The 23,954-nt window shown below is 59.4% G+C and carries 21 protein-coding genes and 4 pseudogenes; 12 read left to right on the top strand and 13 right to left on the bottom strand.

Features of this window, described 5'->3' with window-relative positions; all coding sequences use genetic code 11:
• Positions 1–287: 287 nt before the first annotated feature.
• The 3 genes from KY496_RS04970 to KY496_RS04960 all read right to left on the bottom strand — a co-directional run bounded on the left by KY496_RS04970 (position 288) and on the right by KY496_RS04960 (position 2,753).
• Complete coding sequence (locus KY496_RS04970; RefSeq protein WP_219864088.1) at positions 288–1,010, bottom strand: DUF305 domain-containing protein; 723 nt, start codon at positions 1,008–1,010, stop codon at positions 288–290.
• Positions 1,011–1,052: 42 nt separating this feature from the next.
• Positions 1,053–1,730: a PEP-CTERM sorting domain-containing protein gene (locus KY496_RS04965; protein ID WP_219864087.1), complete on the bottom strand. Its 678-nt coding sequence runs from the start codon at positions 1,728–1,730 to the stop codon at positions 1,053–1,055.
• Positions 1,731–2,351: 621 nt separating this feature from the next.
• The gene (locus tag KY496_RS04960; RefSeq protein ID WP_219864086.1) at positions 2,352–2,753 is read right to left on the bottom strand and encodes a DUF305 domain-containing protein; all 402 of its coding nucleotides are present in this window, start codon (positions 2,751–2,753) and stop codon (positions 2,352–2,354) included.
• A 302-nt stretch (positions 2,754–3,055) separates the two neighbouring features.
• On the opposite strand from KY496_RS04960, the pseudogene KY496_RS27040 reads away from it, so the two are divergent.
• Positions 3,056–3,956: pseudogene (locus KY496_RS27040) on the top strand (transposase); the annotation flags it as partial.
• Positions 3,957–3,987: 31 nt separating this feature from the next.
• Positions 3,988–4,701, top strand: a complete 714-nt coding sequence (locus KY496_RS04945; protein ID WP_219864083.1) for a hypothetical protein — start codon at positions 3,988–3,990, stop codon at positions 4,699–4,701.
• A gap of 67 nt (positions 4,702–4,768) precedes the next feature.
• Here the strand turns inward: KY496_RS04945 and cueR are convergent, their stop codons facing one another.
• The 3 genes from cueR to KY496_RS04930 form a co-directional block, all read right to left on the bottom strand.
• Entirely contained in the window at positions 4,769–5,239 is a 471-nt protein-coding gene (cueR, locus tag KY496_RS04940; protein ID WP_219864082.1) for a Cu(I)-responsive transcriptional regulator, read from the bottom strand.
• A gap of 14 nt (positions 5,240–5,253) precedes the next feature.
• Positions 5,254–7,746 (bottom strand): heavy metal translocating P-type ATPase, encoded by a 2,493-nt coding sequence (locus tag KY496_RS04935; protein WP_219864081.1) that lies wholly within the window; start codon positions 7,744–7,746, stop codon positions 5,254–5,256.
• A gap of 336 nt (positions 7,747–8,082) precedes the next feature.
• Positions 8,083–8,289, bottom strand: coding sequence for a heavy-metal-associated domain-containing protein (locus tag KY496_RS04930; RefSeq protein WP_219864080.1), 207 nt, complete (start codon positions 8,287–8,289; stop codon positions 8,083–8,085).
• Between the two features lie 1,389 nt (positions 8,290–9,678).
• Between KY496_RS04930 and KY496_RS04925 the strand changes: the two genes are divergently transcribed.
• From KY496_RS04925 to KY496_RS04890, 8 genes are all read left to right on the top strand, one after another.
• A complete protein-coding gene (locus KY496_RS04925; protein WP_229520423.1) occupies positions 9,679–10,977 on the top strand; it encodes a TolC family protein in 1,299 nt (432 codons plus the stop codon).
• A 13-nt stretch (positions 10,978–10,990) separates the two neighbouring features.
• Entirely contained in the window at positions 10,991–12,382 is a 1,392-nt protein-coding gene (locus tag KY496_RS04920; protein ID WP_219864078.1) for a multicopper oxidase family protein, read from the top strand.
• Between the two features lie 40 nt (positions 12,383–12,422).
• Positions 12,423–12,866 carry a DUF411 domain-containing protein gene (locus tag KY496_RS04915; RefSeq protein WP_219864077.1) on the top strand — a complete coding sequence of 148 codons (444 nt, stop codon included), beginning with the start codon at positions 12,423–12,425 and terminating at the stop codon, positions 12,864–12,866.
• 29 nt (positions 12,867–12,895) lie between these two features.
• Positions 12,896–13,261, top strand: coding sequence for a copper-binding protein (locus KY496_RS04910; protein WP_219864076.1), 366 nt, complete (start codon positions 12,896–12,898; stop codon positions 13,259–13,261).
• A gap of 63 nt (positions 13,262–13,324) precedes the next feature.
• Entirely contained in the window at positions 13,325–13,690 is a 366-nt protein-coding gene (gene copC, locus KY496_RS04905; protein WP_219864075.1) for a copper homeostasis periplasmic binding protein CopC, read from the top strand.
• 1 nt (position 13,691) lies between these two features.
• Entirely contained in the window at positions 13,692–14,633 is a 942-nt protein-coding gene (locus KY496_RS04900) for a copper resistance D family protein (RefSeq protein WP_219864074.1), read from the top strand.
• 26 nt (positions 14,634–14,659) lie between these two features.
• The gene (locus KY496_RS04895; protein WP_219864073.1) at positions 14,660–15,103 is read left to right on the top strand and encodes a DUF4440 domain-containing protein; all 444 of its coding nucleotides are present in this window, start codon (positions 14,660–14,662) and stop codon (positions 15,101–15,103) included.
• A 200-nt stretch (positions 15,104–15,303) separates the two neighbouring features.
• Positions 15,304–16,287 carry an IS5 family transposase gene (locus KY496_RS04890; RefSeq protein ID WP_219862084.1) on the top strand — a complete coding sequence of 328 codons (984 nt, stop codon included), beginning with the start codon at positions 15,304–15,306 and terminating at the stop codon, positions 16,285–16,287.
• A 300-nt stretch (positions 16,288–16,587) separates the two neighbouring features.
• On the opposite strand, the pseudogene KY496_RS04885 reads toward KY496_RS04890, so the two are convergent.
• A pseudogene (locus KY496_RS04885) lies at positions 16,588–17,148 on the bottom strand (integrase core domain-containing protein); the annotation flags it as partial.
• 14 nt (positions 17,149–17,162) lie between these two features.
• On the opposite strand from KY496_RS04885, the pseudogene KY496_RS04880 reads away from it, so the two are divergent.
• A pseudogene (locus KY496_RS04880) lies at positions 17,163–18,307 on the top strand (IS66 family transposase); the annotation flags it as partial.
• Here the strand turns inward: KY496_RS04880 and KY496_RS27355 are convergent.
• The 6 genes and pseudogenes from KY496_RS27355 to merT form a co-directional block, all read right to left on the bottom strand.
• Positions 18,304–18,453 (bottom strand): annotated as a pseudogene (locus KY496_RS27355) (GDCCVxC domain-containing (seleno)protein); the annotation flags it as partial. The pseudogenes KY496_RS04880 and KY496_RS27355 sit on opposite strands and share 4 nt — an antisense overlap.
• A 20-nt stretch (positions 18,454–18,473) precedes the next feature.
• Positions 18,474–20,029 (bottom strand): IS3 family transposase gene (locus KY496_RS04875; protein ID WP_229520324.1). Its coding sequence is split into 2 segments (ribosomal slippage): positions 18,474–19,567 and positions 19,567–20,029, totalling 1,557 coding nucleotides; the frame shifts between segments, so codons are not numbered across the junction.
• Positions 20,030–20,114: 85 nt separating this feature from the next.
• Positions 20,115–20,528, bottom strand: a complete 414-nt coding sequence (gene merD / locus KY496_RS04870) for a mercuric resistance transcriptional repressor MerD (RefSeq protein ID WP_219864072.1) — start codon at positions 20,526–20,528, stop codon at positions 20,115–20,117.
• 63 nt (positions 20,529–20,591) lie between these two features.
• Entirely contained in the window at positions 20,592–22,301 is a 1,710-nt protein-coding gene (gene merA / locus KY496_RS04865; RefSeq protein ID WP_219864071.1) for a mercury(II) reductase, read from the bottom strand.
• Positions 22,302–22,487: 186 nt separating this feature from the next.
• Positions 22,488–22,766 (bottom strand): mercury resistance system periplasmic binding protein MerP, encoded by a 279-nt coding sequence (gene merP / locus KY496_RS04860; RefSeq protein WP_219864070.1) that lies wholly within the window; start codon positions 22,764–22,766, stop codon positions 22,488–22,490.
• 12 nt (positions 22,767–22,778) lie between these two features.
• Entirely contained in the window at positions 22,779–23,129 is a 351-nt protein-coding gene (gene merT, locus KY496_RS04855) for a mercuric ion transporter MerT (protein ID WP_219864069.1), read from the bottom strand.
• A gap of 230 nt (positions 23,130–23,359) precedes the next feature.
• Here merT and KY496_RS04850 point away from each other — a divergent pair, with 230 nt between their 5' ends.
• On the top strand, positions 23,360–23,923 hold the full coding sequence (locus KY496_RS04850; RefSeq protein WP_219864068.1) for a recombinase family protein: 564 nt from the start codon (positions 23,360–23,362) through the stop codon (positions 23,921–23,923).
• Positions 23,924–23,954: the final 31 nt, after the last annotated feature.

The raw sequence follows: 23,954 nt of genomic DNA, 5'->3' as shown, positions 1-23,954 counted from the left end.
CATTTAAAATTATGTTCCTCCGTTCGCGACTCGAACGGTCGCTTGGTCGTGAACAGTTCTCCAGACATGCCAATGCTTGACTGCGTGACAAGTACACTGCACCAACAAGCGCAGGGGATGCTGGGACACGCCCGATGAAATCACTGTAAACCTTCCGAGCATGGGGAGGTCAAGAAGATAATCTGATCGGTGCTCGGTAATGTCTTCGGGCAGACTGCCGCACGTCGGGCATATACCGTGCGGCGGTCACAGGCAGGTAACAGGCTTGCACGAAGCCCCTCTTCAGTTTAGAACTCGTTATCTTTGCGCTTGTCGCCAGTCATCGGCACAAACCCGCAGTCCGAGTACTGCTTGCATAGCATTTCCCTCATATCGTTGATGCCGTTCTTTTGAACGATCACGATGTTCTCGCAATACCGACGAAGTCCGTCGTGGTTGATGTCGCTCTTGACCGTGCAGTGCAAACTCGGGGCGAGTGCGCTTAAGTGATGATTGCTGAACGAACGCAGGAAGACTTGGTTGAACTGCGAACCAGCTGGTGTGGACTCCAGCATCGCGATCATGCGGCGCGCATCCGATGAGAGCTGTGGCTGGTGCCTGATGCCGTACCAGTCTGCGAGCATTTGCTGCGCACGTGCAATTTCCTCGCGTTGCTCGCGGTTTCCCATGCGGGCCATCGACCTGATCTCGTCGTCGCTTGCCTTGGCTGGGGTCGCGCCAAACCCGGGCGTCGGCGACGTTCCTTCCTGAGGCGAGACGACTTGAGGATCGCGCATCGGGTCCGTGCCAGCTGCCAGCTCGGTCATGCGTAACGCAGAGTAGTGGTGATTGATGATGAAGACCAGATAATTCTTCTCGAACTGTGCGGTGCCGCCCCGCCCCGGCCGATCCGCGTGCGCCAGGCCTGTGGTAGCCGCAAGCAAACCCAAACCCAAGACGACCCGGCTTGCAGCCTTACGCGACTGATGCCGTACGGAAAACCGCTTGAACTGCGTACTCTGTGCTTTCATGACATGCTCCTTGATCGTAAATGTTGAATAAAATTCGAGGGCTTACGCGCAGCGTCGACGCCGGCGTGCCACGCATGCTGCGGCACCCAGCCCTGCGAACAGAGTTGCCACAGATGATGGTTCGGGTATGGGTTGCGGCGCCGGATTAGCCATTGCAAGCACGATATCGTTGGCCGTTGCCCAATAGACATTGCCTTGCTCGTTAATTGTTCGCAGAGAAACCTCGGTAAGGGGGTTAGTCGAGACGAAACCCAAAAAAGAGCTCGGCATTGCTCCATCAAGAAGGTAGTTTGTTGTCGCTACTCCGTCTGTCGCGCTGAGGGCAATGCTGCGCCCGGGCGAAAATGCGCCGTAGGCATCGGTGGCAAAAAAACTGCCGCCGAAGGCGAAGATATTTGGTCCGAAGTTGGCGAAGGTAATGGTATCGTTGGCCAGCGTTGCAGTCAGATAGGTATCTCCCTCCCACAGCGCTGGGTAGAATCCGCCCCCACCCGGGCCGGCGGTAATCAGATAGGTATAAGCACCGGCAGAGCGCGACAGTTGGGCTTCCAATTCTGTCGCTTCCAGGTCGTCGAAGTCATCGGTTCCCTGCATTATTGTCTCAACTTCGAACGCTGACCTGTCGGTAAATACAATGATGCCGGCGTGGGCGGACATCGCGAACGGGAATAGCAATGCGGCCACGGCGGCTGCCCTGGATAAAGCGTAGCTGGGTGTCATGTTAAACCCCATTATTCGTAATTGTTGTTGACGAGCGAGTCGGCAAACGTGCGCGTGCACGCGAGCAGGCCGCTTCCGAGGTCTTTCATTTGCTTGCGACGATGCCGGCGTCGCTCCGCGTTAAAGGCAGAGGGACGGGGCAGGGTGATAGGCCAGGCGTGGGGGCGGATCGAGGAGAGGTGGGATGTAGCTAGCGAAAGACAAACTTGAAACCGTCCAGTCCCTGGCCGGCGTGAAAAATGGCTGGGGTTGCGATATCGACGACGTCGGAGCGGACGGTACGGAAAACGCTGCACAGCACTGTGTCTTCGCGCCACAGCAGCATTCATCATCGCCTGCGGAATTCGTCTTGCCCATCTCTGCACATGCTTCGGCCGTGGCGCCGCGCCCCGCATCGAGCATACGACACGTCACTGACGCGGCGGAATACCCATGGTATCCAAGCATCAGGCAAAGCAAACACAAAGCGAGTTTTCGCAGTGAGACCATGCAAAAACTCTAACAGGACTTCAAGTGGCGGTGTGCACGATACCAATCAGAAATAGAGTCGGGGCACTCCGAACGAGGTCTCAAGAGCGTCATAACGCCCCGTACCCTGTCATGGCGCTCTGAAGAGTTATGTTACTTGCCCGATGCCTGATGCTTGGCCAACCAGTCGTCAAGTTTCTTGATTTCCTTGGTCTGGTCATTGATCACTTTCTGCGCCATCTTCTTCATCTGTGCATCCTTACCATTCTTGAGCTCAGCTCGCGCCATCTCGAGGCCGGCCTGATGATGAGAGCGCATCATCATTGCAAAATCATGGTCGTGGTCACCTGTCATCTTCATGCTCGACATTTTCTGGTGCATATCTTGCATGCTCTCCATCATTTCATGCCCACTACCGCTGTGCTGCTGCGCGCTTGCTGGGGACGCTGCGCCATGCTGGGCATGCCCTTCCTGCGCAGAGACTGAACCTGCAAAGCCCAGAACGAGCGCAGCAGCGCTTGCTACGGCAACGAAACGTGATTTAGCGTTTTTCATGTGTACCTCCTTGATGTTATTCAACATCGCGCTGCGACGGCTGCCGCTGCACGGCCAGTTCACATCATCGTACAGGCGTCTACATCAGTGCTGTGCGTTGCCACACGCAAGCCATCGAGCGCGCTTGCGTATGGTCAGCGGGGCGGCTAGCGAGTACAGCTCGCAATGGGCGGCAATCTAATCGATCGCAGCCAAGATCGGCTGCACACCTGAAACGCTGCCTCGCTGGTTATGAGATAGCCCTTTGATCCACCAGACACAGTCAATGTGGGATCCTTACGGATAGGAATACGACTGTGAATATGACTAGGAATAACCAAACCATTGAAGTAGTGACGGTGTCGGAGGAGCGGCGTCGTCGCTGGTCAGTGCAGGAAAAGGCTGCGCTCGTCAAGGAGACGTACGAGCCGGGCATGAGCGTATCGCTGGTCGCCCGCAAGCACGGCATCAGTGCAAGCCAGCTGTGCAATTGGCGCAAGCTCGAGCGCGAAGGCGCCCTGGTGGCCGTCCAGTCCGGCGAATCGGTGGTGCCGGCAAGCGAACTGGCTGCCGCGCGCGTCCGGATCGCACAACTGCAGCGCATGCTCGGCAAGAAAACGATGGAAGCGGAAATCCTGCGCGAAGCGATCGAGGTGGCCCGCGGAAAAAAGTGGATTGCGCGCTCACCCTTATTGGGCAAAGATGGCCAGTGAAGCCGGTCTGCGCTGTCCTTGGTGTAGCGCGCTCGAACGTGATTAAGCGCCTTGCACGTCCTGCAAACTGCATCGACGGTCACAGATTGGCCAAGCTTGATCCAGTTGCTGACGCAATGATTGCCGACGCCGTGCGTGCCGAGATCACGGCATTGCCGCCCTATGGCTATCGCCGCGCTGGCGCCCTGGTGAGCCGTACTCGCAGCCTGATGGGCCTGCGTCCCGTCAATCACAAGCGCATGTATCGCGTGATGAGACTCCGGGTTTGCTGCTGCCGAAGTCGCCCAAGCGGCGGGACAGCGGCCGAGCGCATGATGGCAGGGTAGCCGTCGAGGAATCGAACCAGCGCTGGTGTTCGGACGGCTTCGAGATCGCCTGCGACAACGGCGACGTCGTGACGGGCGTATTCATGAAGGATTGCTGTGACCGCGAGATCATCGCCTGGCGTGCCTGGATCGGCCGTGGGCTGCCTGGCGAACCAGTGCGCGACATGATGATCGAGGCGGTGGAATAACCTTACGACGTCCGCCTGGACGGCGCGCTTGAACCAGTCGTCCAACGACGGGAATGCGGGCAACACTCCAGTCCTCACTGCCATCATAGCTGGCGGCACTTCAGCCAGAACGTGCAAAATGGTTCCCGGCACCACGCAGGTCTGCAATGCCAGCTACGGGAACAATGGCTGGCTTGGCCTGGCGTGGATCACCCTCAACGGCGACCATATCACGCAAGGTACGGCCAAGATGAACGACACGTACTTCAACACGGCCACGTACACCAACGTCAACGAACGCGAGCACGTGATGTGTCAGGAAGTGGCCCACATCTTTGGCTTGGGACACCAGTCCGAGGACGGCAGCTCGCAGAACTCGTGTATGGGCGACTTCTCCAACATGGGGGAAAATGCCGGCAGCTCCGTGAGTACGAAGCCTAACGCTCACGACTTTTCCTTGCTGAACAGCATTTATTCGCACCTCGACTCGACCAGCACGGTCGCCGCGATACCAGGGACGGTCGGTCCGGCGGCGAAAGGCGGTGCTAACGCCGACATCAGTGACGATCCGAACAGCTGGGGTGCATTGATGAAGCAGTCCGCCAACGGTCGCGCGTCCACGTATCAGCGCCACAATGACGACGGCTCCGTCACGCTTACCCACGTGTTCTGGACAACCGAGGCAGCGGCCAGCTGCCCGAGCTGCAACCACGGCCGCCAGTACTGGGACAGCCATTTAATTCTCCGGGAAGCCTGTAACTGAAGGGGTGAGCGAGGCGATTCTGCCTCGATTTTTTATTCCTTTCCCTGCCGTGGGTGCGGCCGGGGCATCAATTCCTGCGCCCTTGTGCCTGAACCAGGTCCTTCCCAGCGGTCGGCCGCGGCAGGCTTGCCGCAGGCCCCTGCTCTTCGGCCCTGTCCCCCAAGGTGGCGAGGATCGGACAATCCGGCCGCTCGTCGCCTGCGCAACAGTCGCTGAGGGTCTGCAAGGTATCGGCCATCAGACGCAAATTTCTGATCCGCTCTTCAAGGTCAGCGATGTGGCCTTGCGCAAGGCGCTTGACGTCAGCGCTTTTCCGCGATCGGTCGCCCCACAAGCTGAGCAGTTCCACGATTTCCGTTACCGGGAAGCCGAGGTCCCGCGCACGCCGAATAAACCGCAGGCGATGCACATCGGCCGAGGTGTAAGCCCGGTAGCCAGAGTCGGTGCGTGCCGGATGCGGAATCAGTTCGATCTCTTCATAGTAGCGAATCATTTTGGCCGATACCCCGGATGCGTTCGATGCTTCACCGATATTCATGTATTTCTCCCGTCTCATTCATGTAATGGTGGCTTGAAGCCGCGCAGCCGCAACGCGTTACCGAGAACGAACACGCTGGACAAGGCCATCGCGCCGGCGGCAAACACGGGGGACAGGAGTACGCCGTATGCCGGGTACAGGATCCCTGCCGCAACAGGGACAAGGGCGGTGTTGTAGGCAAAAGCCCAGAACAGATTTTGGCGGATGTTGCCGATTGTTGCTTTAGACAGGGCAATCGCATTCGGGACGCCCTGCAGGCTGCCGGACATGAGTACCACGTCCGCTGCTTCTACCGCGACATCGGTACCGGTCCCAATCGCCAGGCCGACGTCAGCCTCGGCCAGAGCAGGTGCATCGTTGATGCCATCACCTACGAACGCGACAGGACCATATGCGTCCCTGAGTCTCTTGATTGCCTCGACCTTTCCGGCAGGCAGCACTTCTGCGACAACCTCGTCAATGCCCAGGCGTGCCGCGATTGCGTTGGCAGTGCGCCTGTTATCTCCGGTGACCATGGCGACCTTCAGGCCCAATTTGTGCAAGGCAGCGATGGCGATGGGGGTGCCCGGCTTGACTGGGTCGGCCACGGCGACAATCGCGGCCAAGCGACCGTCGATTGCAGCATACAGTGGGGACTTTCCTTCCGCCCCCAGCCTCTGGGCCGTTTGCTCGAAGCTTTCCACGTCCAGGCCGAGCAAGCGCATGTAGCGGTCCGCACCCACTTCCACACGAATGCCATCCACCAGCGCCCGCACTCCCATGCCTGTAATGGATTCGAACTGCGTAATGGCCGGGATGTCGATCCCCTCTTTCTCAGTCGCCTCGACTATTGCACGGGCAATCGGATGTTCCGAGCGCGACTCGACCGCGGCGATTCGTGCCAGCACGTGAGTGCGCTCGAAGCTCGTGCCGAGCTCCAGATCCGTCAGAACCGGCCGCCCTTCGGTCAAGGTCCCGGTCTTGTCCAGCGCCACTACCCTGGCGTCTTTTAGAATCTGCAATGCCTCGCCCTTTCGAAACAGGACGCCCAGCTCCGCCCCGCGTCCGGTACCGACCATGATTGAGGTAGGGGTTGCCAGTCCCATCGCGCATGGGCAAGCAATAATCAGGACCGCCACCGCGTTGACCAGGGCGAAGGTCAGCGCTGGGGACGGGCCGAACGCAAGCCAGACCAGGAAGGTCGCCGTGGCAGCAGCCATCACTGCCGGCACGAACCACATGGTTACCTTGTCGACGACCGCCTGGATCGGCAACTTCGAGGCCTGCGCCTGTTCTACCAGGCGAATGATTTGAGCGAGTACCGTTTGTCCACCGACTGCGGTGGCGCGCAGGGACAGCGCGCCCCTCTGGTTGACGGTGCCACCCACGACGCCATTGCCACGCTCTTTCTTTACTGGGACCGGTTCGCCTGTGATCATGGATTCGTCGACATAGCTGACGCCCTCGACGACCTCGCCATCGACCGGAATCCGTTCTCCCGGGCGTACCTCGAGCACATCACCGGCGACAACCTCCCCGACAGGTATGTCGGTGGTGCGGCCGCCGCGTACGACGTGGGCCACTTTTGCTTGCAAGCCAACCAACCTCTGGATGGCCTGCGAAGTGCGCCCCTTTGCCTGCGCCTCCAGAAATCTTCCCAAAAGAATTAGCGCCACGATCACGGCCGCCGCTTCGTAATAGACGTTGACCGTACCTGTCGGCAGCAGGTGGGGCATGAAGGTGGCGACAAGCGAATACGCATAGGCAGCCAGTGTGCCGACCGCCACGAGCGAATTCATGTCTGGTGCCAGCCGCAGCAATGCCGGGAGACCCTTGGTATAGAAGCGGCGGCCGGGCACGAGCAATACCAACGTCGTCAGCACGAACTGCAGTTGCCAGCTCAATCCTTGTCCAACGTGCTCCATCACCCAGTGGTGCATGGACGGTAGCAAGTGCGAGCCCATTTCGAGGATGAAGACCGGCAGTGCAAGAGCGGAGGCGATCAGCAGGTCGCGCTTGAGCGCCGCTCGTTCAGCATCTTTCCTCGCTTCGGCGTTATCATCGCCGGAAACGGTACTGGAATCGAGGTTGCTGGCTTCATAGCCAGCCTTGCCGATTGCGGCCAGCAGCGCTTCGGTCGCCGCGACGCCGTGCACCGTGGCACGCTCGGTTGCCAGATTAACTGTGGCCTGGCTGACGCCTGGCACGGCCTGCAGTGCACGCTCGACTCGCCCCACGCACGATGCGCAAGTCATGCCCTCGACCGACAGCTCGATTGTCTGCGCAGTAACATCGTATCCGGCCTTTTCAACTGCCTGCACAAGAGCAGCACGGTCGACTGAACCGTGTCCGCTCGGCCGTATCTCTGCCCGTTCAGTAGCGAGGTTAACGGCGACGCTGCCGACACCGTGCACCTTGCGAAGGGCTGCCTCGACGCGGCCAACACAGGATGCGCACGTCATCCCCTCGATTGGCAAACTGATGGGTGATATGTTCGTGCCAAGCACCGTTTTGTTAGAAATGTCCATGTGTGGTCCTCTACCTTTTCCTCAACATGAAGACACGATGCGCCCTCCCATCATGGGATGGTCAAGTAGATTCCGAAAGATTTTTTGAGTGTGACTTCGGGGGCTGATCCAGCATCAATAGACCAAGCTATATGGCATGACGAACGTAGTGTCTCGTACTGCCGGTAGCGGCGCAGTCTCCAAGCTGAACCAATACAAGCTAGCCTGCTCCAGACTCGCCAGGCACACGTGCCGAGCATAAAACAATAACGGCAATGGCGGCGTCACGATCTGCCGAAATTGGTCGTTGGAGCATGATCCGGCACGGACCGGGCGTGCCGGATCTTCTTTCTTGCGTTATGCGATTGTGCTCGCACTCACGGGGTACCCCGCCTGCACCACGGCCGCCTTGACCTGATCGATACCGAGATTGGTGTCGATCCGGACCTTTTTGCTGCCCAGGTCAACTTCCACTTTTGCAGCGTTGTCGACTGCCAGCACCGACCTCTTAACGCTATTGGCGCAACCGCCACAGGTCATGCCTTCAACTTGCAATTCATACATTTGACACCTCCATTGGTTAACTGTAGGTCCACCTTAATCCTTCCCATGGTTGGAAGGTCAAGTACTTTTTTTGACGTTCGATGAAATGGTGTTCTGCCGTGCGCCCGGGAAGTTTGGGCCCACGAGACGACAACAGCCCTCTACAACCAGGTGCGGACAATTTGGACGAGCTCAAGGTGTATGTTCGAAATGAACCGTCCCCGCCGCCAGAACGATACGTTCTTTTTTCATCCTATTCTCCTCGTTCAAATTGATCAGCGTGCCCCAACACCGCACAGATGCGCTCGATGGTATGCCGGCCCACGTACAGGCTGTCTTTAATCAACCTTAAGCTCATGCTTGGCCGAAAAATTCGTGTTATACTCAGCACGATCATGAACCGGACCCTAAAGACCTTCCTGCTTTGGCTGTTAATAGCCTTGCTACCGCTCAACGCGGTCGCTGGCAGCCTTGGCTTGGTTTGCTCGCCGGTTCACCAGCAGTCGCAGGATCCGACTAGCGCCGGTGTGGTTCATCAGGCACGCATGGTCAACGCACACGCTGACACAGAGCACGCAGGTCATGTGGCCGATTCGAACGCTGCAGCCGATTCGCTTGTCCCGGATGTCGAGAAGCACCCGCACACTTCCTGCAGTGCCTGTTCGGCTTTCTGCCTCGGCGTCGTCGCACCACCCTCAACTGATCTCACTGTTCCCTCATTCGACGGATCCGACGTCGCTCTCCCCTCGCCTGCCGCGTTTGCCGTGGGCTTCATCCAGGATGGCCCTCAGCGCCCTCCCCGGCACTAATCCGCTTAATCGAAACAAGAGCTGACCCGGCTATTTCAAGCTGCCGGCGTCGCATCTCTTGAGCATCAGCGCGTGCCTACGCACGCCCCTGTTTCCGATTTTAAGGATTGACAATGAAACTCAAGCTTTGGGCCGCCGCCATTGGCGCCCTGCTGGCTGTGCCCATTTCTGCGCTGGCCCAGCAATCCCCGCACGTGCCTGACCCTGCGGACCCTCGCGTTGCCGTTCCGCCTGCGCAGTATGAATCCGCCATCACGAGCACAGCCCAGCCTAGAACGCAACAGAGCGATGTTACGCCTGACAAGGTCTGGCGAACCGCAAACGACACCGTAGCCGGAGCCCCCGGACATGCCGGGCATGGCGCCGATCCCGCGCCAGCCAGCAACCAAGCACACACCGGGCATGAGGCGCCGGTATCCGACGCGAAGCCGGTCGTTCAGCCGGCTGCGGACCACAGCAAACATCACTAAGCAAAGGCAAACCAATGACAATAAAGCCACCAATTCCTTCACTACGTACCATAGCTGCAGGCGTTGCGGTTCTTGTTCTGAGCGGTTGCGCTACCTTCTCAAAGGACGGCGGCCTCGATGCAGTCTCGGCCTTGACGGCCGAGCGCACCGGACAGGAAATCCGCCTTCCAAACGCAAGCGGCAATAACGAATCAACCCATGCCGAACTTGCCGACATGTTGAAGCAGCCGCTCTCGGCCGACAGTGCCGTCCGGATTGCCCTTCTCAACAACCGGGGCCTGCGCGCCTCGCTCGCCGAACTCGGCGTGGCCGAAGCCGACCTTGTGCAGGCGGGTCGCATGAGCAACCCAAGCTTCAGCTTTGGTCGCATGTCCGGTGGCGGGGAGACCGAGATCGAGCGCAGCGTCATGTTCGACTTGGTCGGCCTGGTGACGATCCCGCTACGCCGGGATATCGAATCGCGTCGTTTTGAGGCCGCCAAGCTCGTTGCGGCCACTGAAGCGGTCAGCATGGCCGCCGAGACGCGCAAGGCTTACTTCCGCGCAGTGGCGGCAGTACAGGAGGCACGCTATGCTGAACAAGTCCGCGAGGCAGCCCAGGCAAGTGCCGAGCTCGCGCAGCGCATGGCAGAGGTCGGCAACCTCAGCGCCCTGGACCAGGTACGCGAACAGGCCTTCTCCGCCGAGGCCACTGCGCAACTCGCTCGCGCACGCCACAACGCCACGGCGGCGCGCGAGCAGCTGACCCGGCTGATGGGTGTGTGGGGCGCAAACACGGCTTTCCAGCTGCCCGACAAGCTGCCGGAATTGCCGACCTCACCTCGCGACACCGCCAATATCGAGGCGCTTGCGATGGAACAGCGCCTCGACGTGCGCCTGGCAAAGCTGGACGCCGAGGCGACCGCGCGGGCTCTGGGTCTGACCAGGGCGACCGGATTCGTAAACGTCCTTGACACCGGCTATGTTAACTCGAGCAAGTCAGGCTCTCCCCGCGAGAACGGCTACGAGATCGAGCTGGCCCTGCCGATCTTCGACTGGGGTGGCGCACGTGTGGCGAAGGCCGAGGCAATCTATATGCAGTCGGTCCACCGCACTGCAAATACCGCCACTGTCGCCAGGTCGCAGGTGCGAGAAGCCTACTCGGCGTACCGCACGAGTTACGACGTCGCCAGGCACTACCGCGACGAGGTCGTGCCGCTCCAGAAGAAGATATCCGAAGAGACCCTGCTCCGCTACAACGGCATGCTGATGGGCGTCTTCGAGCTACTGACCGACGCGCGTGCCCAGATCAACGGCGTGACCACTGCCATCGAAGCGCAACGCGATTACTGGATCGCCGAAACGGACCTGCAGGCCGCCATTAGCGGCAGCGGCGGGTCGACCGCCACGCTGGCCGCAAGCGCTTCCCCCGAAGCCGCCGCCGCACACTAACAAGGAAATACTAATGAGTACTCGTCGAGATTTCTTCACTGGCGCAGCAGCGCTGGTCGGTGCCGGGCTGGTAAGCCGCGCAGGCGCCGCCACGCTGCCGGAAGCGCCCATCATGACTACCGCTGCGACGCAACCGCCGCTTTCGCCGCCTAACGGTCGGCCCTACAACCCGGTCGTGACCCTGAACGGCTGGTCGCTCCCGTGGCGCATGAATAATGGCGTCAAGGAGTTCCACCTGATCGCCGAGCCGGTGGTGCGTGAAATCGCCCCCGGCATGAAAGCCAACCTGTGGGGCTACAACGGCCAAAGCCCAGGGCCGACCATCGAAGTGGTCGAGGGTGACCGTGTCCGTATCTTCGTGACCAACCGCCTGCCTGAACACACGAGCATCCACTGGCACGGCCAGCGCCTGCCGAACGGCATGGACGGTGTGACGGGCCTGAACCAGCCCGGCATCCAGCCGGGCAAGACCTTTGTCTATGAATTCGTGGCAAAACGGCCCGGCACCTTCATGTATCACCCGCATGCCGACGAGATGGTGCAGATGGCGATGGGGATGATGGGGTTCTGGGTCACCCATCCAAAGAATCCGAAGCATCACGCGGTGGACCGGGACTTCGTCTTCCTGCTCAACGCCTATGACATCGAGCCTGGCAGCTATACGCCACGGGTCAACGAGATGCTCGACTTCAATCTCTGGACCATCAACAGCCGCGCCTTCCCGGGCGTCGACACGATGAACGTGCGCCAGGGCGACCGCGTGCGCATCCGCACCGGCAACCTGACGATGACGAACCATCCGATTCACCTGCACGGACACGAGTTCGAAGTGACGGGCACCGATGGCGGCTGGACCCGGCCCGAGTCGCGCTGGCCCGAGGTGACAACCGACGTCGCCGTGGGTCAGATGCGCGCCATCGAGTTCGTAGCAAGCGATCCGGGCGACTGGGCGTTCCATTGCCACAAATCGCACCACACGATGAACGCCATGGGACATGACGTCCCCAACCTGATCGGCGTGGACCACCGTGGTATCGCCGACAAGATCACGAAGCTGATACCGGACTACATGGTGATGGGCGACAAGGGTGGCTCCATGGAGGGCATGGAAATGCCGATCCCGGCAAACACCTTGCCGATGATGGGCGGCCAAGGTCCCTTTGGTGGCGTAGAAATGGGCGGGATGTTCACTATTCTGAAAGTACGCAAGGATCAGAAGCCGGGCGACTACAAGGATCCCGGCTGGTACAAGCACCCGGCAGGCACGGTTGCCTATGAGTGGAAGGGAGAGCCCCCGGCTGCCGTGCGCAGCCAGACGGCCGGCGGCCAGGCCATGCCCGCCGCAAAGGCTACGAACATCGAGGTAACCGTTCGTAAGCCGACTGGTCACCAAGGTCATCACTAACTACAGTACATCACCAATCACAGTACGAGAGGACTATCTCATGAGCCGACGATTACTCCGCCAGGCCGCACTCGCGGCGGCCCTGTCCGTGCCAATGTTTGCAATAGCCGCCGCACCGGTCATCGACGTCTATAAGAGCGAGTCGTGCGGCTGCTGCAGCGCCTGGGTCGATCATCTGAAAGCGAATGGTTTCGCTCCGCGTGTCGTCAATGTCGAGAACCCATCCGACCACCGGGAGCGTGCTGGCATTCCGGACAAGCTCGGTTCGTGCCATACCGGCATGATTCAGGGCTACGCCATCGAAGGCCATGTTCCTGCCAGCGACATCAAGCGCTTGCTCGTACAGAAACCCAAGGCGAAGGGCCTGGCCGTGCCGGCGATGCCGCTCGGCTCGCCTGGGATGGAAGGGCCGCGCAAGGACCCCTATGACGTCTTGCTGGTACAGGCCAACGGCAGCACCAAGGTTTTCAAGCACTACAACTAACCGACTTTAATCGAACGAAAGGAAACATCATGAACGCATTTTCGAAACTGACCATCGCCATCGCCTTGAGCGCAGCTGCTTCCATCGCAACTGCCCAGGAAAGCGGACACGGTAGCCACGGTTCCCACGACGCGCATGCCGCGCACTCGAGCAGCCAGACTGCGGCACCCGCCGAACTGACGGATGGCGAAGTCAAAAAGATCGACAAGGAAGCCGGCAAGATCACGCTGCGCCACGGTGAGCTGAAAAACCTCAACATGGCCGCGATGACCATGGTTTTCCGCGTCAAGGATCCAGTCGTGCTCGACCAGGTCAAGGTCGGCGACAAGGTCAAGTTTGCGGCTGACCGTGTGAACGGCGCCGTGACGGTCGTGCAGCTTCAGGCGGCCCAATAAACACTACTACTCATCGAGCCCTTGTGCGCTGTAAAAGGCCGGGGGCCTCAACCGGAGAATCAAATGAAATCTAAAAATCTGCTCGTAGCAACTGTAGCCGTATTTGGCTTGGTGTTCACCTCCGCAGCATTCGCCCATGCGAAGCTGGAATCTTCCATGCCACAGGCGAATTCCGTTGTCAGCCCGGCGCCGACGCAAGTGCGCCTGCAGTTCAGCGATCCGCTTGAGCTACCGTTCAGCAAGGTCAAACTGGTGGACGAGAAAGGCACCATCGTTGAGCCTTCGAAAATTGCCGTCGATGGCGCCAATCCCAAAGCCCTGGTTGCCACCGTCCCTGCACTGCACTCCGGCACATATCGGGTCCAATGGTCCTCTGTCACGCGGGACGGCCACAAAGTCAAGGGCGAGTTTGCGTTCCAGGTAAAGTGACGTGGAACCGGATTTCGCACTGGTCCAGCGCGCCGCAACCGCTGTCCTGAACCTGTCGGTCGCCACACTAGTTGGCGCCGGCGCTGCAACACTCTGGCTGCGCGGTGCAAGCTCAGCATGGGCAACTAACATGCTGCCGCGCCTGCGCAAAGCTATGCTTGCTTGCGTTGTGGCGGCAATGGCGGCGTACCTTGGCGTGCTCTGGCTGGAAGCGGCATCGATGGCGGAGGTGCCGGTGACCGAAGCATTCCCTGCCGTACAGGCTGTCATCACGGCAACGCACTTCGGGTATGCGTGGATGCTCGGCGCTGCCGCGCTAGTCGTGGTTGCCATTACTGCAGCGCTAAGGCTGAACGCGGTCGCGGCTAGTCCAGCCACTGTAATTCGGCTGGCAGCGCTCGGGCTGTTCCTGTACAGCCGCAGCATCGTCAGCCACGCCGGCGCTTCGGGAGATTTCACCTGGGCAGTGGCGGTCGACTGGGTACACCTGGTCCTGATCAGCGTCTGGGTAGGCGAAGTGATCGTGGCGGGCTTGATCACCTTGCGTGGGGAGGCGCCGCACGAGCCCGACGGTCGCGTCGAAGTTGCGCGGTATGTCGAAGCGCTGTCGAACTCGGCGACGATTGCACTGATCGGCATCTTCGCGACTGGCGTGCTGAGCGCTTGGCGGGGCCTTGGAAGTCTTGATAACGCGGTCGGCAATCCATACGCCACCGCCTTGCTGATCAAGGTTGCACTGGTGCTTTGTGCCGCGGCACTCGGGGGGCTGAACCGGTTTGTCGTGATGCCCGCACTGCTGGCACAGCTACGAATCAAGGCAGCGACCGGTCAAGATGCAACCCAAAAATTCGCACGCATTTTGCACGTTGAGGCAATCATCCTGCTGGCGGTGATTATCACGGCCGCCGTCCTGAGCTCGACCCCGCCGCCAACGGCATCGTAAGGCTTCCACTAAATAAGGAAACAAAAATGAAAAAGCCATCTTTGGCAGGACTCCTGCTCACTACCGCGCTTTTCGCGGCATCGGCCAGCAGCCTGGCCGCCTCGCCGAAAGAAACACTCGCCGCCTTTCATGATGCCCTGACCAGCGGTGACAAGACCAAGGCGGCGAGCTTGCTCGCGCCGGACATCGCGATCTACGAGTCGGGTTATGTAGAACGGTCACGCGACGAGTACGCCAGCCACCACCTCGGTGGCGATATCGAGTTTGCGAAAAACTCGACCCGCAAAGTGCTGAAGCAGACCGAACGCATCGACGGCAAGACGGCCGTGGTATGGGAAGAATCGGAAACGACAGGCGTCTCCCGGGGTAAGCCTGTGCACGTGTTCGGAACGGGGACCGCGGTTCTCGAGAAAAATGGCGATAACTGGTCGATCGTGCACGTCCACTGGTCGTCGCGGAAAGCGAAGTAATCCACAGTTGTTGGTATTCGCGGTATCAGTAAGTGCAAGGGGCGTCGCCCCTTGCGCTGCCGCGGAGGCCAGCAACAACTTTGTGTCGCTCCAGTCACTCTCGAGTGTTAGGGAGGCGCTGATCAATTCATCCGCACTACGTGTCACAGGGTCTGCTCATCTGCGATAATTTTGGCTCCTCCAACGTCACGGTGTCGATCATGCAGAAGAGCTTCTCTGACCTTGAATACGCGAGCAAGAAGAAGCTGACGCGGCGCGACCGCTTCCTTGCAGAGATCGAAAAGATCACGCCGTGGAAGCAGCTGCAGCAGGCAATCGAACCGTTTTATCCCAAGGTCGTCGGTGCTGGCCGCCCGCCAATCGGCTTGGCACGCATGCTGAGGATGTACGTGGCCCAACAGTGTTTCGGCTTGTCGGATGAGGGCATTGAAGACGCGATTTATGACAGCCAGGCCATCCGCGCTTTCGTTGGCATCGACCTCAATCGGGAGTCCGCGCCGGACGCGACGACGCTCCTTAAATTTCGCCATCTGCTCGAAGCCAAGGGACTCACCAAGAAGATCTTCGACACGATCAACGGCCATCTTGCCGAGAAGGGTTTGATGATGCGTGAGGGGACCATCGTGGACGCCACGCTGATCGCTGCGCCACCTTCGACCAAGAACAAGGACGGGAAGCGCGACCCAGAAATGCACCAGTCGAAGAAGGGCAACGACTGGCATTTTGGGATGAAGGCGCACGTGGGCGTGGACGCCGCGTCGGGCCTGGTGCATACCGTCATCGGCACTGCCGGCAACGTCTCCGACGTTACGCAAGCGGGCTCGCTGTTGCACGGTGATGAATCTGCTGCGCTTGGCGATGCAGGCTACCAAGGTGTCGAAAAGCGCGCAGAGAATCTCGGCAAATCGGTGACCTGGCACGTGGCGATGAAGCGCTCCAAGCGCAAGGCGCTGCCCAAGAACAAGCTCGGCCGCATGCTCGAAAAACTGGAGCATCTCAAGGCGAGCGTGCGGGCGAAAGTTGAGCATCCGTTCCATGTCATCAAGAACCTGTTCCGCCATCGGAAGACACGCTATCGCGGCTTGGCCAAGAACACCGCTCAGCTCTTTACCTTGTTCGGCTTCGCCAATCTGGTGCTGGCCGGACGGCGATTTACGATCACAGAAACCCGAAGTGCGTCCTGAGTGCCGAAAGGCGCAAGGAAAACTGCCAATTCGCTGAAAAGTTCGCCGTAGCGGCGTCAAGAAACCTATCGCAACGTGCGAGGCGACCACGTCACCAAAAACTGCGGATGCGCCGAAAAATCGTTAATTGATCAGCGCTTCCTTAGCAAACTCGTAGCGATTCAAAGTCACCGTGCATGACAACAGAAATTAGGCCAATGTCGGCTGAAACTCCGTTGGGTATAAGCATGGTCACTGACGAGAAACCGGATGACCAGCCTGGGTAATCCCCCCATTTTTAGAACACGCTAAAAGTAGAGGTTAAGCAGCGAGCGCCAATTTCTGTTTTGGCGTAATACCGCCGAGCGCCATGTTGGGCCGGTCGTGATTGTAGGTCCACAACCAGTTGGTGGCAAATTCCTGGATTTCGTCGAGCGTCTCAAACAGGTGATGGGCGAGCCAGTCATAACGAACGGTTCTGTTATATCGTTCGACGTAAGCGTTTTGCTGCGGCTGGCCTGGCTGGATGAAATCGATGCGGATGCCGTGCCTGGCAGCCCACGCGAGCTTCACAGCACTGATATATTCCGGGCCGTTGTCGCAGCGGATCGCATGCGGTTTGCCGCGCCATTCGATGATCCGGTCGAGCGATCTGATGACACGTTCGGACGGCAGCGAGAAATCGACTTCGATGCTCAGGCCCTCGCGGTTGTAGTCGTCGATGACGTTGAACAGCCGGATGCTGCGGCCGTCGGCCAACTGGTCATGCATGAAGTCCATTGACCAACTCTGGTTGATCGAGGTCGGCACGGCCAGGGGCAGCGGCTTCTCGCGCACCAGGCGATGGCGCGGCTTGATCCGCAGGTTCAGCTCGAGCTCGCGGGATTACCGTGCCATCAAGCGTCCGCGTGATTCGCCATGTCCGGCCGAAGATGGCGTGTACATGCTGCGACTGCATTGTGCAGGCGTCGGCGCCGACGCGTCCCATCGCGCGGGGAATGGCCGGCCCAGGTCTGCTGGCCCACATCCTGGTCGCCAAGTTCGCCGACGATCTGCCACTTTACCGCCAGTCCGTGATCTATGCACGTGACGGCGTCGAGCTTGACCGCGCGCTGCTCGGAGACTGGGTCGGGTCCTCATGCGCGCTGCTGCGCCCCTTGGTGGATGCGGTGCGCCGCCATGTGCTGGCAGCGAACAAACTGCATGCGGACGATACGCCAATCCCGGTGCTCTCTCCAGGTAACGGCAAGACCAAGACAGCCCGCCTATGGACTTATGTGCGTGACAACCGCCCATTGGGCTCGCCCACGCCACCTCCGGTGTGGTTCGCGTGTACACCCGATCGCAAAGGCATCCACCCGCAAACGTACCTGGATAACTTCAGCGGCGTTCTCCAGGCAGACGCCTATGCAGGTTTCAACGCGCTACTTGAGACAAAAAAATTCAAGAGGCTGCTTGCTGGGCACATGCACGCCGCAAGTTCTATGACCTGCACGAAGCAAGACCCTCGGCGATGACTATCGAAGCGCTGCAGCGCATCGTCGAGCTGTATGTCATCGAAGCCGACATCCAGGGGAATCCACCGGATCAACGTTTGCTGGCGCGACGTGTCAGGACGCGACCCCTGCTCGACGACTTCGAACTTTGGCTGCGCACGACAATGGCAAAGCTATCGCGTTAGTCCGAAACGGCGGTGGCGATCCAATACAGCTTGATCCAATACAGCTTGAATCTGTGGCCAGCCCTTGCTCGCTTCTGCGAGGACGGCGCAATCGAGATCGACAACTCGGCCGCAGAACGTGCGTTGCGCGGAGTTGCCCTTGATTGTCGCAATTATCTATTTGCCGGTGCGGATAGCGGCGGTGAACGCGCTGCCACCATCTACTCGCTGATTGGCACAGCGAAATTGAACGGCGTCGATCCGGAGGCGTGGCTGCGCCATGTGCTTGCGCACATCGCAGACCATCTAGTCAACCGCGTCGAGGAGTTCTTGCCTTGGAACTGCGCCGAAACACTGCAGCCGGCACGAGGAGCACTCTAACGCCCGCGTTGGCCGCAGCAGGAACGGTCCAACTGGATCGGTGGACACTTGACCGTGCCGTACGAGCAGAACACGCAGCAGTCGCCGGCCGTCGGGCGCAGCACGACAGCACAGCCCTTGCACTCGTAGAAGAACCGGTGTTTGTCAACGTAGTTGTCGCGTCACCTCACGCGACCTGCCGTAGTTCCTCTGGTCGAATCCGTTCCGGATTCAGCCAGACCTGACTATCCAGATTCCAGTTCCTGACATCCCGCGACCAGCGCTGCGGATTACGGTTCTTCGCTTCTCGATATACCTGTTCGCGATACTCCAGAATCGCTTCAGCCTGGCCGCCATGACGTTGTGCCGGCGTCACGAATTTCAGGCCGCTGTGCTTATGCTCCTGGTTGTACCATCGCACAAATTTCTGCGTCCATGCCCGCGCGTCTTCCAGCGTCGCAAACGGCTGGCGCGGGTAGTTCGGTCGATATTTGCAGGTCCTGAATAACGACTCTGCGTAGGCGTTGTCGTTGCTCACACGCGGCCTGCTGAACGACGGTGCAACGCCGAGTTGCTCCAATGTGGCCAGCATGGTCGAGCCCTTCATGGCGCTGCCATTATCCGAGTGCAGTACCAGCGGTCGGCCGGCCAATCCCTCAGCCAGGCTGGCCCTGCGCATCAGCCGCGCCGCCGATTCTGCCGACTCCGCCTCGTGGACTTCGTGACCGACAATCTTGCGGCTGTAGATGTCGAGCACCATGTACCAGTAGTGGTACTTGCCTTTGATCGCAGCCGGCAGCCACGTAATGTCCCAACTCCACACCTGGTTCGGCGCTATGGCGCAATGGCTCGTGACCACGCGCTCACTCGGCTTTTTGGCCTTGCCACGATGGTGCTGCTGCGAGGCCGACTTCAAGACACGGTAGAAGCTCGACTCCGAAGCCACATAGATGCCTCGATCGGCCAGCGTCGGCACGATCTGACTCGGCGGCAGACTGGCAAATTCCTCGCTGTTGGCGACAGCCAGAATCTCGGTACGCTCGTCTTCGGTGAGCTTGTTGGCCGGCTCAGGCCTGACGCTAGTTGGGCGGCTGTCGACGGCTACAGCATCATCTCCGCCCCGCACCCAGCGCTGAAACGTGCGCAGGGTGATGCCGAGTTCACGACAAGCCGGTGACAGCCGGCTGCCTGCAGCTTCGGCTTCACGGATCAACGCAACACATGACAGGCGATCTGGGGCGCTGATCAGTCTTCCTCTTTGTCCCCCCAGATCGCCTGGGCTTTTTTTCGCAGGATCAGCAACGCTGCTGCTTCAGCCAGCGCCTTCTCCTTGCGTTGCAAGTCCTTCTCCAACTGCCGGATCCGCTTCTTGTCTTCCTTCGACTGGACCTGCTGCGCCCGGGTTTGCTGCACCACGCTCACGTTGGCGGCCATACATGCGGCTCGCCAGGTGGCGATCTGCTCCGCAAACAGCCCCTTCCGACGGCAATATTCCGACAGTTCGCTCTCGTTCAACGCAGCCGTTTCCAGCACGACAGCGAACTTGTCCTCTGAGGTCCATTCCTCAGCATTTTTCCCACTACCTGGCACCGGCATTCCTTGATTACGAAGTTGACGGCGCCAAGTATAAAGCGTCTGTTCGGTGATCCCACTCTCACGGGCCAGTTCCGACACCACGCGGTTCTGGGGCGGCATCATCTGCCGTAACAACGCCTCTTTTCGTTCTGCTGGATACTGCTTCACACGTTCTCTCTTGCCCGTCCCCGGTATGGCTTTACTCAATCACGTGACGCGACAACTATTCTGACACCGGGGGATCACGAGTGTCTTATCCAGCAATTGTCTCTCCTAAAACTATAGTCCGGTCATCGCTGCGGGGCGTTTGAGTCTTGGCTGAAGTAGCTGCACCGGCCGCCATTTCATTCAAAGAGGCCTCGACGACAGTCAACTCTGTTCGGCGCACGTCGATCTTCCATCGCACGCGCTCGACGCATCGGTCCAGGCTTTCGCTATCGTCTGCGTCCAATGCTTTGCAAAGTCGCGCCAGTTCGTCGAGCCCAATTCCGGACTCGAAGGCTGCGCGGAGAAACCGCAGCCTTCCGAGCGTTTTGTCATCGAAAATGTTGTAGCCACCTTCGGTTCGCCGGGTGGGGTGCAACAGGCCGCGGATCATATAGTCGCGCACGACATGCACGCTGACGCCAGCATCTTCAGCCAGCTTCGATATTGAGTACGCATTCATGCTGTGCTTTGATTGCTGTGTTCTAGCAGGGTATGCGCGGTCTCATATCCGAGGCCGAATGCACTAGCCGGCACAGCACGAGAGCTGTGTCACATCTTTCGAGAACGTCTGCGCCACCAGTTTGAGACCCTCAACCATGGTCAGGTATGGGAAAAGCTGGTTGGCAAGATCCTGGACGGTCATGTGAGCTCGGATAGCAATTGCGGCAGTCTGGATGATTTCTCCTGCTTCCGGCGTTACAGCCTGAACCCCGAGAATTCGTCCGGACCCAGCCTCAGCGACAAGTTTGATAAAGCCGCGGGTATCGAAGTTGGCAAGTGCGCGCGGCACATTGTCGAGCGTGAGCGTACGACTTTCGGTTTGCAGGCCGATGCGCTGGGCATCCGCTTCGCTATAGCCAACCGTTGCAACTTGCGGATCGGTGAACACGACTGCAGGCATTGCGTCGAGATCGAGCATTGCGTCGCCACCGGTCATATTGATGCCCGCCCGGGTGCCAGCCGCGGCTGCAACGTAGACATACTGAGGTTGGTCAGTGCAGTCGCCCGCTGCGTAAATGTTTGGAGCACTCGTGCGCATGCCCTTATCGATGAGGATGCGATGTTGCGAGTCAAACGTTACACCTGCTCGCTCGAGATCCAGGCTTGCGGTATTCGGCGTGCGACCGGTAGCCACGAGCAATTGATCCACATTTAACTTGCCCTGTGGGGTCGCCAAGGTGAACTGGCGGTCCGAATAGGTGACGGCACTTGCCTGCGTCTGCGTCAGCACCGTAATGCCCTCTGCACGAAAGGCGGCGGTCACCGCCTCTCCGATGGCAGGGTCGTCACTGGCAAACAAGGTGCGCCGCGCCAGGACCGTCACCTCGCTGCCCAACCGCGCAAACGCCTGTGCCAGTTCGAGTGCTACCACCGAGGCGCCAATTACGGCCAGCCGTTTCGGAATGGTTTCGCTTACCAATGCTTCTGTGGACGTCCAATATGGCGTGTCTGCAAGACCAGGCAATGGCGGAATGGCAGCGCTTGCACCAGTGGCAATGAGACAGCGATCGAAGGCCACTTCGCGAGTGCCACCTTCTGCCGCTTCCACGATAAGCGTTTGGCCATCTTTAAAGCGAGCGCTGCCTCGCACAAGATTGATCGACGGATTGCCTTCGAGGATACTTTCATATTTAGCATGACGCAGCTCGTCCACACGTGCCTGCTGTTGAGCTAGCAGACGGTCACGCAGGACAACCGGAGGCGTTGCTGACAGTCCCGCGTCAAAAGGACTTTCACGGCGCAGGTGAGCGATATGCGCGGCCCGAATCATGATCTTGGAAGGAACGCAGCCAACGTTGACGCAGGTACCTCCGACGGTTCCCCGCTCGATCAGCGTGATCCGGGCACCATTTTCAGCTGCCTTCAGCGCTGCTGCCACAGCGGCGCCGCCGGTACCGATAATCGCCACATGCAGCTGGTCTGCCGGCTTCTCCACGGCGCCCTCGCCGCTCAACCACTGGGTAGCTCTGCCAAGAAGTCCCGGCCGTTCGGAACTGCGCTTTTCGCTGTCAACTTTGCCCGCAGGCGTAGCCCGATAACCAAGTGCCCCCACCGCCGTTACGAGTGCCAACACGTCAAGGCTATTGCCCGTGACCTGAGCCCTGTTCGCCGGGTAATCGACGGACGCTCCTGTCACGCCAGGAACTGCGAGCAGCGCGTCCTCAACGTGCTTTGTGCAACTTGGGCAGGTCATCCCTGCGACACTCAGACCGATTTCGTTTAACTCTTGCATTCTGCTCTCTCTTTAATCCCGTTGTGCCCAAGCCGGCCGGTACAACGCCTCGGTATCTGACTTAGTCATTCGCATCAGCGAACAGGCGCCGTGGGCCATTTACAGGCTGTGCACGCAATGACGGCCAGTAGAATCGCCGGAAAGGTATCGCTACCTGGTTCTAGCGGCGCTGCCGTCTATGCCGCCTTATTTCTTCAGTTCAGACGGATAGCCTACGTCGGTCGTCGCCTTGCTCAGTGCCTGAACGTTGGTCTTCTTATCGTCGAACGTCACAACGGCCAGCTTGGTTGCGTAATCGACCTCAGCCTTTTGAACACCGTCAACCCTGCTCAGTGCCTTCTTCACGGTGATCGGGCAAGTTGCGCAGTTCATACCAGGAACAGTCAGCGTGACCGTCTGAGTGGCCGCCCAGGCAGGGGCAGCGAAGGAAGCGGCGATGGCAAGGGTGGCAAACAGTTTTTTCATGATTTTTCCTAATTAGTAAAACAAAGGCATTACGTACGGGAACGTCAGTGCAACGACAACAAGCGCAGCCACAATCCAAAAGATGACTTTGTACGACGTCTTGGCTTGCGGGGCAGCGCATACATCTCCAGGCTCGCATGCTCGCGTAGTCCGGAAGATGGCGCGATAAGCAAAAAGCATCGCGACTAGTGCCGCGCCAAGAAACACGGGCCGGTAAGGATCCAGGGCTGACAAATTACTCATCCAAGCGCCGCTAAAACCCAACATGACCAACACTAGTGGCCCTAAGCAGCAGCCAGAAGCAAGAATTGCAGCTAAACCACCAGCAACCAGCGCAGCGCGGCCTTTTTGCGGCTCAGACATAGATACTCCTCTGCAGATCTATCAAAACATCATCGTAAGCCCGGAGTTGAGTACGGAGTCAAGCATCTTTTGAAGAGGCACTTCTGTAGCACCGTCAGATTGAGGTGTACCCTAAGCTGGCGTCAGGACAGCTCGGCAAAGTGCGTCAGATTAGGGTTGAAAAACCAATTTATTGACACCTGACTAGAAAGCTCATAGATTTCAGCCTGACATGGACAACAGGAGGTTCCGTGAAAGGCCAACGAATCGGTTACGTCAGGGTTAGCAGTTTCGACCAGAACCCGGACCGGCAGCTCGAGCACGTACAAGTGGATAGAGTGTTTACCGACAAGGCATCGGGCAAGGACACGCAACGTCCGCAGCTGGAATCGCTGCTGAGTTTCGTGCGCGAGGGCGACACCGTGGTCGTGCACAGCATGGACCGTTTGGCTCGCAACCTGGACGACCTTCGACGCCTTGTGCAGAGTCTGACCAAGCGCGGCGTGCGGATCGAGTTCGCCAAGGAGTGTTTGGCCTTTACCGGCGAAGACTCGCCAATGGCGAACCTGATGCTGTCAGTGATGGGCGCCTTTGCCGAGTTCGAGCGCGCCCTGATCCGTGAACGGCAGCGAGAGGGGATCGCGCTCGCCAAGCAACGCGGAGCCTACCGCGGCCGTAAAAAAGCGCTCGCGCCCGAGCACGTGACCGAGCTGTGCGCTCGGGTCGCGGCCGGCGAGCCAAAAGCGGCCGTGGCTCGCGACTTCGGCATCAGCAGAGAAACCCTTTACCAGTACCTGAAGACGGACGCCGCATGAACATTCATGCCCTCATGAGCGTGTGGTCCTG

This window comes from Massilia sp. NP310 (genome assembly GCF_019443485.1).
Taxonomy (GTDB): Bacteria; Pseudomonadota; Gammaproteobacteria; order Burkholderiales; family Burkholderiaceae_D; genus Telluria; species Telluria timonae.
The sequence above is the reverse complement of the archived record's forward strand: the minus strand, read 5'-3'. Positions and strand labels throughout refer to the sequence as shown.